12 protein-coding genes and 1 riboswitch are annotated in these 13189 nt (G+C 74.1%); of the genes, 7 read left to right on the forward strand and 5 right to left on the reverse strand.

The features are described 5' to 3' along the window. The first annotated feature begins 60 nt into the window (after positions 1–60). From IO40_RS0109070 to IO40_RS0109085, 4 genes are all read left to right on the forward strand, one after another. Entirely contained in the window at positions 61–885 is an 825-nt protein-coding gene (locus tag IO40_RS0109070; protein ID WP_016468471.1) for an ATP-binding cassette domain-containing protein, read from the forward strand. After that, a complete protein-coding gene (locus IO40_RS0109075; RefSeq protein WP_016468472.1) occupies positions 857–3082 on the forward strand; it encodes a YhgE/Pip domain-containing protein in 2226 nt (741 codons plus the stop codon). The genes IO40_RS0109070 and IO40_RS0109075 overlap by 29 nt, the downstream gene beginning before the upstream one ends. Before the next feature lie 62 nt (positions 3083–3144). After that, complete coding sequence (locus tag IO40_RS0109080) at positions 3145–3777, forward strand: TetR/AcrR family transcriptional regulator (protein WP_016468473.1); 633 nt, start codon at positions 3145–3147, stop codon at positions 3775–3777. A gap of 331 nt (positions 3778–4108) precedes the next feature. Continuing rightward, entirely contained in the window at positions 4109–5539 is a 1431-nt protein-coding gene (locus tag IO40_RS0109085; protein WP_031175230.1) for a phytoene desaturase family protein, read from the forward strand. Between the two features lie 49 nt (positions 5540–5588). On the opposite strand, the gene IO40_RS38690 is transcribed toward IO40_RS0109085, so the two are convergent. The 5 genes from IO40_RS38690 to IO40_RS0109110 all read right to left on the reverse strand — a co-directional run bounded on the left by IO40_RS38690 (position 5589) and on the right by IO40_RS0109110 (position 10293). Next, positions 5589–6689 carry a chromosomal replication initiator protein DnaA gene (locus IO40_RS38690; RefSeq protein WP_051719246.1) on the reverse strand — a complete coding sequence of 367 codons (1101 nt, stop codon included), beginning with the start codon at positions 6687–6689 and terminating at the stop codon, positions 5589–5591. A gap of 48 nt (positions 6690–6737) precedes the next feature. After that, entirely contained in the window at positions 6738–7655 is a 918-nt protein-coding gene (gene metF / locus IO40_RS0109095; protein WP_016468476.1) for a methylenetetrahydrofolate reductase [NAD(P)H], read from the reverse strand. Between the two features lie 200 nt (positions 7656–7855). Further along, on the reverse strand, positions 7856–8530 hold the full coding sequence (gene thiE, locus IO40_RS0109100; protein ID WP_016468477.1) for a thiamine phosphate synthase: 675 nt from the start codon (positions 8528–8530) through the stop codon (positions 7856–7858). A gap of 105 nt (positions 8531–8635) precedes the next feature. Then, on the reverse strand, positions 8636–9010 hold the full coding sequence (locus IO40_RS0109105; RefSeq protein WP_030406136.1) for an Rv2175c family DNA-binding protein: 375 nt from the start codon (positions 9008–9010) through the stop codon (positions 8636–8638). Positions 9011–9042: 32 nt separating this feature from the next. Further along, positions 9043–10293 carry an NAD(P)/FAD-dependent oxidoreductase gene (locus tag IO40_RS0109110; RefSeq protein ID WP_031175232.1) on the reverse strand — a complete coding sequence of 417 codons (1251 nt, stop codon included), beginning with the start codon at positions 10291–10293 and terminating at the stop codon, positions 9043–9045. Positions 10294–10468: 175 nt separating this feature from the next. Next, positions 10469–10557: riboswitch (TPP riboswitch) on the forward strand. A gap of 13 nt (positions 10558–10570) precedes the next feature. Between IO40_RS0109110 and thiO the strand changes: the two genes are divergently transcribed. The 3 genes from thiO to IO40_RS0109125 are packed head-to-tail and all read left to right on the forward strand — an operon-like array spanning position 10571 to position 12821. Next, positions 10571–11797 (forward strand): glycine oxidase ThiO, encoded by a 1227-nt coding sequence (gene thiO, locus IO40_RS0109115; RefSeq protein WP_033228581.1) that lies wholly within the window; start codon positions 10571–10573, stop codon positions 11795–11797. A gap of 17 nt (positions 11798–11814) precedes the next feature. Beyond that, complete coding sequence (gene thiS, locus IO40_RS0109120; RefSeq protein WP_033228626.1) at positions 11815–12015, forward strand: sulfur carrier protein ThiS; 201 nt, start codon at positions 11815–11817, stop codon at positions 12013–12015. Between the two features lie 8 nt (positions 12016–12023). Then, positions 12024–12821 (forward strand): thiazole synthase, encoded by a 798-nt coding sequence (locus IO40_RS0109125; protein WP_016468482.1) that lies wholly within the window; start codon positions 12024–12026, stop codon positions 12819–12821. Positions 12822–13189: the final 368 nt, after the last annotated feature.

Genomic DNA, 13189 nt, shown 5'->3' on the forward strand with positions numbered 1-13189 from the left:
CGGCGCGCACGAACACCACGAGCACCACGAGACACCTCGACCACGCAGCGAAGGGACGCCATGCCACAGCCGCGCGGAGCCGCCGTCTCGGCGGACGACTTCGGGCTCGACGGACCACGAGGACCCGTTTTCGAGGGGGTCGGCTTCACCGCGGAAGCGGGTTCCCTGATCGCCCTGACCGGACCCTCCGGATCCGGACGGACCTGTGCGCTGCTGGCACTGACCGGCCGGATGAAGGCCGGCCGCGGCCACGCCAAGGTCGCCGGGCACCCGCTGCCCAAACGGCTGGCGGCGGTACGCCGGATCAGCGCGCTCGGCCCGGTGCCCGGCGTCAACGATCTCGACCCGGCCCTGACCGTCACCGAGCAGCTGCGGGAACGGGTGCTGCTCCAGCGGCGGTTCGACGGTCCGCTGCGCTCTCTGATGAGGTCCCGCCGCGAACGGGCAGCCGCCAGCCGGGCTCGGCTGGAGCAGGCGCTGGAGACGGCGGGCCTCGACCTGGACGCGCTGCCGAAGGGCGGCCGTACGGCGGTGCGCGACCTGGGACGGCTGGAGGAACTGCGGCTGTCGGTGGCGCTGGCGCTGCTGGGCGAGCCGCGGCTGCTGGGCGTGGACGACGTGGACCTGAAGCTGTCCGAGGCCGAACGGGAGGCGGCCTGGGAGATGCTGCGCGCGGTCGCCGCCACCGGCACCACGGTGCTGGCGGTGTGCAGCGAACCGCCCCAGGACGGCGACGCCGTGGTGGTCCGTACCCGTACGGACGCGGCGCGCGCCTCCCGCGACGGGGCGCCCGGGGAGGGCACAAAGGACACCGGGGAGACCGGCGAGGCCGAGACGGAGAAGGAGGGGGCGGCCGATGCGCTCGCCGAGGCTAGCCGCGCTTGAGCTGAAGCGGTTCGGCAGGGGACGGCTGCCGCGGGCGGCGATGGCCGCGATGCTGCTGCTGCCCCTGCTGTACGGCGCGCTGTACCTGTGGTCCTTCTGGGACCCCTACGACCGGCTGGACAAAGTGCCGGTCGCGCTGGTGAACGAGGACAAGGGCGCCACCGTCAAGGGCGAGAAGATCACCGCGGGCGACGACATCGTCAAGGGCCTGCACGACAGCGACTCCTTCGACTGGCACGAGACCAGCGCCGAGGACGCGCGCAAGGGCGTCGAGGACGGGCGCTACTACCTGTCGCTGACGGTCCCCGCCGACTTCAGCAAGCGCGTCTCCTCCAGTTCGGGCGACTCCCCCGAGACCGGCGCCCTCAAGGTGCGCGCCAACGACGCCAACAACTACATCGTCGGGCAGATCTCGCGCACGGTCTTCTCCGAGGTCCGCGCCAGCGCCTCCAGCAAGGTCTCCCGCGGCTTCTACGACAAGATCTACGTCTCGTTCTCCACGCTGCACCACAAGACGGCGCAGGCCGCCAAGGGCGCCGACGACCTCGGCGACGGCATCGGCAAGGCCAAGGAGGGCGCGGGCAAGCTCAAGAAGGGGCTCGGCGACGCCGAGGAGGGCTCGGGCAGCCTCAAGAGCGGCACCGCCACCCTGCACAAGGGCGCCGGTGATCTCGCCTCGGGCGCCGGCCAGGTGGCCGAGGGCACCCAGAAGCTCGCCGACAAGGTGAACGGCGCCGCCTCCACCGTGCGGCCCTTCCTGACCGAGCACAGCGGCGACATCGCCAAGGCCGCCCGCGGGGTGTCCCGTACCAGCAAGACGCTCAAGGAGAACCTCGGCAAGCTGCCGGGCGCCGCACAGCGTGCGCAGAGCGACGCACGCCAGGCGGCCGACACCCTCTCGACGCTGTACGAGGCCCGCTGCGGCAAGAACAGGCCCTCCCCGCAGGGCGGTACCGCACCCGGTGGCGGCACCCCGGCGCCGGGCGGCTCGTCGTCGTCCTCGTCGTCCCCCTCCTCCCCCGAGGGGAACTCGGCGGGCGGGAGCTCCTCCGGGGACGGCACCAAGGGCACGCCCAGCGTCTTCCCGGACTCCTGCCCCGACCTGAAGAAGGCCGTGGACGCCGCCGAACGCTCCGCGTCCGTGGCCGGGAAGGTCAACGGCTACGTCAAGAACGAGAAGAACCTCGACGAGCTGGGCCGGCACCTCGACGACCTCGACAAGACCGCCACCGCCCTCGCCGAACGCGCCCCGCACCTCAAGCAGGACGTGGACAGCGCCGTACGCCAGATCAACAAGCTCAACAAGGGCGCACACGCCGTCTCCTCGGGCGCGGGCGAGCTGCACACCGGGCTGGGCACCGCCAAGAGCGGGGCCGCCGCGCTCGACACCGGTCTGGGCAAGCTCTCCAGCGGCGCAGGCAGCCTCGACGGCGGCCTGTTCAAGCTGGCCGACGGCTCCGGCAAGCTGGCGAGCGGGCTGCACGACGGCACCGAGCAGATACCGGACTACGGCAAGAAGGAGCGGGACGAGCGCACCGGTGTCATGTCCGACCCGGTCGGACTCGCCTCCCACAAGGCGCACGAGGCACCCAACTACGGCACGGGCTTCGCCCCGTACTTCATCCCGCTCTCCCTGTGGGTGGGCGCGATGATCGCCTACATGCTGCTCCAGCCGCTGAACAAGCGGGCGCTGGCCGCCGGGGCCCCGGCCTGGCGGATCGCGCTGGCCGGCTGGCTGCCCGTCGCGGCGATCGGGGTGGCACAGGTCGCCGCCCTGATGAGCGTGCTGCACTGGGGCCTCGGGCTCCAGATGGCGCGGGGGCTGGGCACGATCGGGTTCCTGCTGCTGGTGGCCGCGTGCTTCACCGCGATCGTCCAGTTCCTCAACGCGCGCTTCGGCCCGGCCGGGCGGATCCTGGTCCTGGCGATGCTGATGCTCCAGCTGACCTCGGCGGGCGGCACGTACCCGATCCAGACCAGCCCCGGCTTCTTCAACGCGCTGCACCCGTTCCTGCCCATGAGCTACGTCGTCGAGGGGCTGCGCCATCTGATCACCGGCGGTGAGCTGTGGCCGGTGTGGCGGGCGTGCCTGGTGCTGCTGGCGTTCACCGCGGGCGCCGTCGCCCTGACGGCCGTCACCGCACGCCGCAAGCAGGTGTGGACGCTCGACCGGCTCCACCCGGAGATCTCGCTGTGAGCGCGGGCACGCTGCGCGCGGGCTCCGCACGGCCGGGCCGCGGACGAGGGGAGAATGGCCGCATGACGAGTGCCCGTACCACCAGCCCGCGCAGCCGCAGCGCCACCAGGGACAAGCTCTTCCAGGCAGCCGTGACCCTCATCGCGGAGCAGGGGTTCTCCTCCACCACCGTGGAGGAGATCGCCGAGCGGGCCGGCGTGGCCAAGGGCACCGTCTACTACAACTTCGCCAGCAAGACGGAACTGTTCGAGGAACTGCTGCGGCACGGGGTGGCGCTGCTCACCGCCGATCTGCGGAAAGCGGCCGACGAGACCGCCGGGCGCGGCGGCAGCCGGGTGGACGCGCTGGACGCGATGGTCCGCGCCGGACTGCTCTTCATCGACCGCTACCCGGCTTTCACCCAGCTGTACGTCGCCGAACTGTGGCGCACCGGACGGGCCTGGAACGAGACCCTGCTCATGGTGCGGCAGGAGGCCGTCGCCGTCGTCGAGGACGTCCTGCGGGCCGGGGTCGCCGAGGGCGAGCTGAGCGAGGAGATCGACATCCAGCTCACCGCCGCCGCGCTGGTCGGCATGGTGCTGGTCGCCGCGCTCGACTGGAAGGCGTTCCAGCCCGAGCGCTCCTTGGAGGACGTGCACGGCGCGCTGTCCCTGCTGCTCCAGGGCCGCGTCGGCGGACGCGAGCGCACCCGCTGAGAGCGGCGCCGCTCACGGGAGGGCGACCGGCTCCGTTCCGCGGCCCCGTGTCAGCGGTCCGTGCCCCGCCCTCCCGTGGACCTCACTCTGCCGTCCGCGCCGGGGGCACCCATCGGCGCGGCTACTCAAGACCTCTTCTGAGTACCGGTACCTAGCCCCTGGGTACGCCCCGCCTTCCCCCGCGGTGCCGCGGTACCCCGCGGGGTACCCCGGGTGCCGCTCCGTGCCCCCGGCTCCGCCCCGGGGAGCAGCGTCCTGCCCGCTCCCGGCCGGGTCAAGGGGTGAGGGGGCGCCTCCCGGCGGGCGGCCGGGCGCGGGCTAAGGTCACGGCATGGCACGGATCGTGGTGATCGGCGCGGGAACGGGCGGGATGGCCGCCGCGGCTCGACTGGCCGTGGCGGGCCACCGGGTGACGGTGCACGAGCGCACCGAGACCTACGGCGGCGCGCTGCGCAGGTACACGCGCGACGGCTTCGCCTTCGACACCGGGCCGGGCCTGCTGCACCTGCCGGCCGTCCACCGCGACCTGTTCGTCAAGACCGGACGCGAGCGCCTGGAGGACCGGGTCGATCTGGTGCGGGTCGCCGCTACGGCACGGCACGTCTTCCCGGACGGCAGCGCCGTGACACTGCCCAACGCCTCCCGCGGCAAGGTGATCGCCGCGCTCGACGACGCGTTCGGCGCGGGCGCGGGCGACCGGTGGGCCCGGATGCTGACCCGGGCCCGCGAGGCGTGGGAGGCCACCCGGCGTCCGCTGCTGGAGGAGCCGCTGCGCGACGAGCCCGCCTCGCGGGGCGCCCTGGTGCGGGACGGGGCCTACCCGGCCCTGCGCCGGAAGGGCCTGCTGCGCCGCCGCCCGCCGACCCTGGCCGAGGCCGCGCGGGACGAGCTGGGCGACCCCCGGCTGGCCGCGATGCTGTGCGGCTGCGTGTGGGGGTACGGCCTGGATCCAAAGACCGCTCCGGCGACCGCCGCCCTGCTCGCGTACGTCGAGGACGCGTTCGGCACCTGGTACGTGCGCGGCGGCGGCCTGCGGGCCCTGGCCGACGCGCTGTACGACAGGTGCCGCGAGCGGCGGGTCGCCTTCGTGTTCGGCAGCGAGGTGACCGCCGTACGGGAGAAGGACGGACGGGCGGCCGGGGTGGAGCTGGCCGACGGTTCCGTCGAGGAAGCGGACGTGGTGGTGACCGGCGGCGGGCCCGCGGCGCCCGGCAGCCCCGGCGCCGGGCCCGCCGGCACGGCACGGCTGACGGTGCTGCTGGCCCTGCGCGGCGCCCGCCCCCAGGGCACCCCGCACCGCACGCTGGTGCACCGCGCCGAGGCGCCGGGCCGCCCGCTGACGGTGCTGCGGCCCGACGATCCGGCGCTGCGCCCCGACGACGCGCACGAGACGGCGGTGCTCAGCCTGCCCGTACCGGCCGGCACGGTGGAGGGGACGGCCGAGGCGGAGCGGCTGGCCGAGGAACTGCTGGCGGCGGCCGACGGGGCCGGGCTGGGCCTGCGCGAGCGGCTGCTGTGGCACGCGGTGCGCACCCCCGCCGACAACGAGGCGGAGACCGGCGCCCCGGGCGGCCTGGTGCCGCCGCCGGCCCTCCCGGGCGCGGGCGGCGCCTTCCTGCACCCGGCGAACACGACACCGCTGCCGGGGCTGTACGCGGTGGGCGGCTGGTCCCATCCCGGCGGCGGACTGGCCGCTGCCGGGATGACGGGCGCGATGGCCGCCGGTCTCATCCAGGACCCGGACTGGCGCGGCTCCACCTGACCGCCGCCCCGCATGCGGGCGGGTACGACACCTGGCGCGCCGCGCCCCGTCAGTAGCCGCCGTAGTAGCCCTGGGGGTACTGGGGCTGGTGCGGCGGCTGCGCGTGCGGGTCCGGCGTCTCGCCGCCTGCCGCGTACGGATCGTCGTAGCCGGTGCCGTACCCGTACCCGGACGGGACCTGCCCCGGCAGTGCCCCCGGGCCGGCGGGCGGCAGCGTCCCGGCGCCGTCCCGTTGCTGGGGCACCCACACGCCACCGGGCGGCGTCTCCGGCACGTCCGGGTAGTAGGGCTGCTGCGCCGGGTAGTCCTCGTGCCCGGGCTGCTCGCCGTAGGAGCCGGCGTACTGCGCCGGGTAGGCGGCGGCGTGGTTCTGGTAGTCGTACTCGGCGTACTGGGGCTGCTGTTCCGGATACCCGGCGTAACCGGACTGGTCGCCGTAGCCGGCGTACTGGTCGTCGCCCTGCGCGCCGTACGGGTAGGGCTGCGGCTGCGCGCCGGGCGCCTGCCCGAAGACGGAGGTCTCCTCCTCCAGCCCGTCGTAGCCCCCGTGACCCCCGTAGCCCCCGTAGCCGGGCTGCGGCGCCCCGCCCTCGTAGCCGGGGACACCGGGGACGCCTTCGTGGCCCGTGGTGCCGTACTCGTGCCCGGTGCCGTGCTCCGGTCCCGCGCCGGTCCCGTCGAGGGGGGCCGTGCCGTCGTCGGGCCGGCCGTACCCGGCGTGGCCGTAGTCGTCGACCGGGTCCGGCACGGGGAGGGTCTCGGGAGCGGCGGGGACCGGACCGGTGTCGGGGTCGTGCGACTCCAGACCGCTGACCTCCAGCGACGGCGAAGCGGCGGCGGCCTTGCCCGCACCGCGGCGGCGCTGGCCGGCGCCGGGACCGCGGCCGGCGCCGGGGACCCCGCGGATCGCCCAGCCGCCGGTGAACCCGCTGCGGACGGACAGCGTCACGAACGTCTGCCCGACCGCGAACGCCGCGATGCCCAGGCCGATCACGACGACGGACGGCAGCACGGTGCCCACCACGACGCCGAGGAAGCCGGCGAAGGCCAGCAGGCGCCAGCGCAGCCGCGCCTTGTACTGGATCAGGACCTCGGCCAGCAGCCACAGCGCCACGATCCCGAACGCGATATAGAGGACCGTCCAGCCCATCTACGCCCCTCTTCCCGCTCCCCGCCGCCCGGTGGACGGCCGCCTGGCTCAGGCCCTCTCGCGAAGGCCCAGGTTCTGGTGGATCTCCAGCGTCGCCGTGGAATGGTTGAGCGTGATGAAGTGCAATCCCGGGACGCCCTCGGCCATGAGACGCGCACACATCTGGGTGGCGTACTCGATACCGACAGAGCGTACCGCCGCCGGATCGTCCTCGACCGCGCGGAGTCGCTCGATCATCTCGTCGGGGAGCGTGGCGTTGCTCAGCTGCGCGAAGCGCTCGATCTGCTTCACGTTCGTGACCGGCATGATCTCCGGGATGATGGGGGTGTCGCAGCCGGCCGCGGTGACCCGGTCGCGCAGCCGCAGATAGTCCTCGGCGCGGAAGAACATCTGCGTGATGGCGTAGTCGGCCCCGGCCCGGCACTTGTTGACGAAGTGCCGGATGTCGGTGTCCCAGTCCGTGGAGCGCGGATGCATCTCGGGGAAGGCCGCGACGCCGACGCAGAAGTCACCGGACTCCTTGATCAGCTCCACCAGCTCGGAGGCGTAGTCGATGCCCTCCGGATGCCTGACCCACTCCCCCAGCGGGTCGCCCGGCGGGTCGCCGCGCAGGGCGAGCACGTTGCGGATGCCCGCGTTCGCGTACTGTCCGATGACGTTGCGCAGCTCGGCCCGCGAGTGGTTGACGGCGGTCAGGTGCGCCACGGGGGTCAGCGTCGTCTCGTTGGCGATGCGTTCGGTGTTGCGGACGGTGCCCTCGCGCGAGGAGCCGCCGGCGCCGTAGGTGACGGACACGAAGGTCGGCGACACCGCCTCGATCCGGCGCAGCGCGTCCCACAGCGTCCGCTCTCCCTTGGGGGTCTTCGGTGCGAAGAACTCGAAGGAGAAGGACTTCTCGCCGCTCGCGAGCTTGTCGCGCACGGTCGGCGGACGTTCTGTCCTGGGAGCTGAGATACCGATGGCCATGCATGCAGGCTAGCTGCCTGGCCTGCAGAGCGGCTCGACAACGAGAGGTTAAGGACTGTTCTGTCCGGTTCCCGGATGGCCGATGTCCACCCTGTGGACACCGGGGCGACCGTCTGTTACGGCCCCCTGCCACGGCGGGCGAGGGCGCGGCGTGGCCGGGAGGCCACGGAACAGCCCCCGTCCCCTGCGCCGCAGCCGTCCTATCCGGCCGCCTCCCGCAGCCGGGCCGCCAGCGAGGCGGCAGCCGCCCCCGGATCATCGGCCTGCGTCAGTGCGCGGACCACCACCACACGGCGGGCACCCGCGTCGAGCACCTGGCCGAGGTTGCCCTCGTCGATGCCGCCGATCGCGAACCACGGCCGCGCGGCGGGATCACCGGCCGTCCGCGCCGCGGTATGACGGACCAGATCCAGCCCCGGTGCCGGACGCCCCGGCTTCGTCGGCGTCGGCCAGCACGGTCCGGTGCAGAAGTAGTCCACACCGCGCTCCACGAGTGCCGCGTCCGCCTCGGCCGCCGAGTGGGTGGAGCGGCCGATCAGCACCCCCTCCCCCAGCAGCGCACGGGCGGCGGGGACCGGCAGATCGCCCTGGCCCAGGTGCAGGACCTGGGAGGCGGCGGCGTGCGCCACATCGGCGCGGTCGTTGACGGCCAGCAGCGCGCCGTGGCGGCGGCACGCGTCGGCGAACACCGCCAGGTGCTCCAGCTCCTCGGCCGCCTCCATGCCCTTGTCGCGGAGCTGGACGATGTCCACCCCGCCCGCCAGCACCGCGTCGAGGAACTCGGGCAGATCGCCCTGCTCCTTCCGGGCGTCGGTGCACAGGTACAGCCGGGCGTCGGCGAGCCGCGCGCGGGCGGCCTCGGGCGTGGTGGTCATGGTGCGGTGTTCCCCCCCATGAGGGGGTGTGCGGGCCGGCGCGGGCCCGCACACCCGGTGCTGGTGCTGATGCTGATTACTGATGGTCCCGGGCGGAGACCCGGATCAGACGGCGAGGGCCTGGGCGCGGCGCTTGACCTCCGTGCCCCGGTTCTCCCGCAAGGCGGTCACGGGCGAGCCCGGCAGCGACTCGTCCTCCGTGAACAGCCATTCGAGCATCTCCTCGTCGCTGAACCCGTCGTCCTTGAGCAGCGTGATGGTGCCGGACAGGCCCTTCACGATCCGGCCCTCCCCGATGAAGGCGGCCGGGACCTGGAGCACCTTGTTCCCGGACTCGGCCTCGCGGCGGACCGCGATCAGCTGGCCCTCCTTCACGAGCTGCCGCACACGGGTCACTTCGACATCGAGCTTCTCGGCGACCTCGGGCAGGGTGAGCCAGGCGGGCACGAGAGCATCGGTCTTTGCGTCAATCTCGGTCACGCTCCCAGCCTGCCATCCGGAACCGACAGTCACTACCGCGCGGCCTTCTTCAGGGCGACGGCCGCGTCGGCCAGCACCGCCCCGTCCACGGCCGTACCCTGCTGGATCAGCTTGCGGCCCTGCGCCAGATCGCGCGGACGGCCGACGGCCAGCAGCGCCGTCAGCCGGTCGTCGCGCAGCCAGCACACGCTCCACGCGGCGGTGGCCGGATCACCGCGCCACACCAACTCGTCACCGTCCCGGTGGTGGCCCGCGTACTGCACGAAACGGCCGAACTGCTCCGACCAGAAGTACGGCACCGGGTCGTAGCCGACGCTGTCGGCGGCGGCGTCCGCGTGCCCCTCCGCCACCAGGTTGGCGGCGACCGTACGGGGACCCTGCAGGGCGTTGTCCCAGTGGTGGACCAGCAGCCGCTCCCCGAAGCGGGCCGACGGGAAGGAAGCGCAGTCGCCCACCGCGTACACCCCGGGCACTGACGCCCGCAGCCCGGCGTCGGCGAGCACCGCGCCGTCCGCACCCAGCTCCACCCCGCAGCCGCGCAGCCAGCCGGTCGCCGGACGGGCCCCGATGCCCACCAGCACCGCGTCCGCGGCCAGCCGCGTCCCGTCGGCGAGCAGCACCCCGCCCGCCTCGACCGCGGCCACCGCCACCCCGGTGCGCAGCAGCGCCCCGGCATCCGCGTACCAGGCCCGCATCGGCTCCGTCACCTGCGCCGGCAGCGCACCCGGCAGGGGTGTGGCCGCCGCCTCCACGACGGTGACCTCGCACTCGCGCTCCCGCGCGGCCGTCGCGAACTCGGCTCCGATCCAGCCCGCGCCGACCACCACGATCCGGCCGCGCGCCGCCAGCACCGGCCGCAGCCGCCGCGCATCGTCCAGGGTGCGCAGCAGATGCACCCCCGGTACGCCCTCGCTGCCCGGCAGCGTCACCGGTTCGGCGCCGGTCGCCACCACCAGCCGGTCGTAGTGGACGGGGCCCGCGTCGGTCTCCAGCAGCCGCTCGGCGGGGTGCAGCCCCGTCACGGTGCGGCCCAGCTCCAGCTCGATGTCCAGGGCGGCGAAGTCGATGTCGAACAGCGGCGGCGCGTCGCCCTCCGGCTCCTCCCCCTTGGCCAGCAGTACGGCCTTCGACAGCGGCGGCCTGTCGTACGGCGGATGCGGCTCGGCCCCGATCAGCCGCACCGGCCCGGGCCAGCCCTGTTCGCGCAGGGCCACGGCGGTCTGCACCCCCGCCATCCCGGCGCCCACGATCACGACGCGCTGCTGCTTCCCGCTGTCACTCACCCGCTCACTGTATGCCGGGGCTCCCCCGCTCCCCCTCGGCCACCGGACGGAGAAGCGGGGCGGGCGGCGGACGTAGGACGGCCCCGGCCCGTACGCACGTCACCGGAGCTCGGCCGGGAGGCCCTTACCCGCGCCGCGAACAGCGCAGTAGGCTGGTGCCGGTACTCACGGCACACGCGGGAGCCCGGGCGCACCGGGCTGAGAGGGAGGCTGAGACGGCCTCCGACCGTCCGAACCTGATCCGGGTCATTCCGGCGAAGGGAGCAGCGGCAAACCCATGCGCGGCACGACGACCACCCCGGGCCGCACCGGCAGCCCCGACGTCCTCGTCCTCGGCGGCGGCATCATCGGCCTCGTCACCGCCTGGCGGGCCGCCCAGCGCGGCCTGTCCGTCACCGTCGCCGACCCCGAACCCGGCGGCGGCGCCGCCCAGGTCGCGGCGGGCATGCTCGCCGCCGTCACCGAACTCCACTACGGCGAGGAAGCGCTGCTCGACCTCAACCTCGCCTCCGCCGCCCGGTACCCGGACTTCGTCGCCGAACTCGAAGACGCCGCCGGCACCGGCGTCGGCTACCGCACCTGCGGCACCCTCGCCGTCGCCCTCGACGCCGACGACCGCGCCCACCTGCGGGAACTCCACGCCCTCCAGCAGCGGTGCGGACTGGAGAGCAGCTGGCTGACCGGACGCGAATGCCGCCGCCTCGAACCCATGCTCGCCCCCTCCGTACGCGGCGGCGCCCGCGTGGACGGCGACCACCAGATCGACCCGCGCCGACTGGCCGCCGCACTGCTGCGGGCCTGCGAACGCGAAGGCGTCACCTTCCACCGCGCCCTTGCCGCCCGCCTCCTGGTCGCCGGGGACCGTGCCGTCGGGGCCGCGCTCGACGACGGTGACGAGGTGCGGGCCGGGCAGACGGTGCTCGCCCTCGGCTCCCGCAGCGGCACCCTCCCCGGCCTCCCCGACCAAGCCGTCCCCCCGGTACGCCCCGTCAAAGGACAGGTGCTGCGGCTGCGGATGCCGCCCGCCGCGACGGTCGGGCCCTTCCTCTCCCGCACCGTCCGCGCCGTCGTCCGCGGCGGCGCCCTCTACCTCGTGCCCCGCGAGAACGGGGAGCTGGTCGTCGGCGCCACCAGCGAGGAACTCGGCTGGGACACCACCGTCACCGCCGGCGGCGTCTACGAACTGCTGCGCGACGCCCACGAACTGCTGCCCGGCATCACCGAACTGCCGCTGGCCGAGACCCGCGCCGGGCTGCGGCCCGGCTCCCCCGACAACGCGCCGCTGCTCGGGCCCGGCCCGCTGCCCGGCCTCCAGCTGGCCACCGGCCACTACCGGAACGGAGTGCTGCTGACGCCCCTCACCGGGGACGTCATGGGCGAAGTGCTCACCGGCGGCGAGCTGCCGCCGGTCGCCAAGGCGTTCGCGGCCACCCGCTTCGGCCCCTCCGGGCCCGGTTCCCGGCCCGGCCCCCGCCCCACCGACCCACAGGAGCAGAACGTATGACATCCGCCGCCGAGCAGATGACCGTCTCCGTCAACGGTGAGCCCCGCCGGGTCGGAGCAGGGCTCACCCTCGACCGGCTCGTGGCCACCCTCACCACCGCGCCCTCCGGCGTGGCCGCGGCCCTCAACGAGGACGTCGTCCCCCGCAGCCGATGGGCCACCACCCGGCTCGGCGACGGGGACCGCGTCGAAGTTCTCACCGCGGTCCAGGGAGGCTGAGCACAGCGATGGCCGACGACCCCCTGACCATAGGCGACACCACCTTCTCCTCCCGCCTGATCATGGGCACCGGCGGTGCGCCCAGCCTCGACGTCCTCGAACGCGCCCTCATCGCCTCCGGCACCGAACTGACCACCGTCGCCATGCGCCGACTCGACCCCGGCGTCAGCGGCTCCGTCCTGTCCGTGCTCGACAAGCTCGGCATCCGCGTCCTGCCGAACACCGCCGGCTGCTACACCGCCGGTGAGGCCGTGCTCACCGCCCGGCTCGCCCGCGAAGCGCTCGGCACCGACTGGGTGAAGCTGGAGGTCGTCGCCGACGAGCGGACCCTGCTGCCGGACCCCGTCGAACTGCTCGACGCCGCCGAGACGCTCGTCGACGACGGTTTCACCGTGCTCCCCTACACCAACGACGACCCCGTCCTCGCCCGGAAGCTCGAAGACGTCGGATGCGCGGCGATCATGCCGCTCGGGTCCCCCATCGGTTCCGGCCTCGGCATCCGGAACCCGCACAACTTCCAGCTGATCACCGAACGGGCCGGAGTACCGGTGGTGCTCGACGCCGGGGCCGGCACCGCGTCGGACGCCGCGCTGGCCATGGAGCTGGGGTGCGCCGCGGTGATGCTGGCTTCCGCCGTCACCCGCGCTCAGGAGCCGGTGTTGATGGCTGAGGCCATGCGGCGGGGGGTTGAGGCGGGGCGGCTCGCGTTTCGCGCGGGGCGCATTCCCCGGCGGCACTTCGCCGAGGCGTCCTCTCCTCTTGAGGGGCGGGCCACGCTCGACCCGGAAAGGCCGGCTTTCGGCTGAGGGCCCAGCCGCCGGGCAGCGCCTTGGGCTGGGGCCTCCGCCCCCTGCTGCCCCCTGTGGTGGGGCCCTCGCCCCTTTGGCTGGGGCCTCAGCCCCTGTGCTCCCCCTTTGGGTGGGGCCCTTATCCCTGTGGCTGGGGCCTCGGCCCCTTGCTCCCCCATTGACTGGGGGCTCCGCCCCCAGACCCCCGGTCCTCGCCGGACGGGCGTTGGGGCGGCTCCTCCCCCAGACTCCGTCCGGGGGGACCCCCACCCAACAGCCCCCCGCTAGGGGGCTTCGCCCCCTAGGACCCCCGGCCGAAAGAGCACAAGCCCGTGGACGTGAAAGAGACCCGCCTTGCGGCGGGAGCCCTTGGCGGGGTTGTGACT

Source organism: Streptomyces albus subsp. albus, from assembly GCF_000725885.1.
GTDB lineage: Bacteria > Actinomycetota > Actinomycetes > Streptomycetales > Streptomycetaceae > Streptomyces > Streptomyces albus.

Coding starts and splice junctions, on each gene's coding strand:
- IO40_RS0109070 (WP_016468471.1), top strand. CDS start 61: ATGCCACAGCCGCGCGGAGCCGCCGTCTCGGCGGACGACTTCGGGCTC.
- IO40_RS0109075 (WP_016468472.1), top strand. CDS start 857: ATGCGCTCGCCGAGGCTAGCCGCGCTTGAGCTGAAGCGGTTCGGCAGG.
- IO40_RS0109080 (WP_016468473.1), top strand. CDS start 3,145: ATGACGAGTGCCCGTACCACCAGCCCGCGCAGCCGCAGCGCCACCAGG.
- IO40_RS0109085 (WP_031175230.1), top strand. CDS start 4,109: ATGGCACGGATCGTGGTGATCGGCGCGGGAACGGGCGGGATGGCCGCC.
- IO40_RS38690 (WP_051719246.1), bottom strand. CDS start 6,689: ATGGGCTGGACGGTCCTCTATATCGCGTTCGGGATCGTGGCGCTGTGG.
- metF (WP_016468476.1), bottom strand. CDS start 7,655: ATGGCCATCGGTATCTCAGCTCCCAGGACAGAACGTCCGCCGACCGTG.
- thiE (WP_016468477.1), bottom strand. CDS start 8,530: ATGACCACCACGCCCGAGGCCGCCCGCGCGCGGCTCGCCGACGCCCGG.
- thiO (WP_033228581.1), top strand. CDS start 10,571: ATGCGCGGCACGACGACCACCCCGGGCCGCACCGGCAGCCCCGACGTC.
- thiS (WP_033228626.1), top strand. CDS start 11,815: ATGACCGTCTCCGTCAACGGTGAGCCCCGCCGGGTCGGAGCAGGGCTC.
- IO40_RS0109125 (WP_016468482.1), top strand. CDS start 12,024: ATGGCCGACGACCCCCTGACCATAGGCGACACCACCTTCTCCTCCCGC.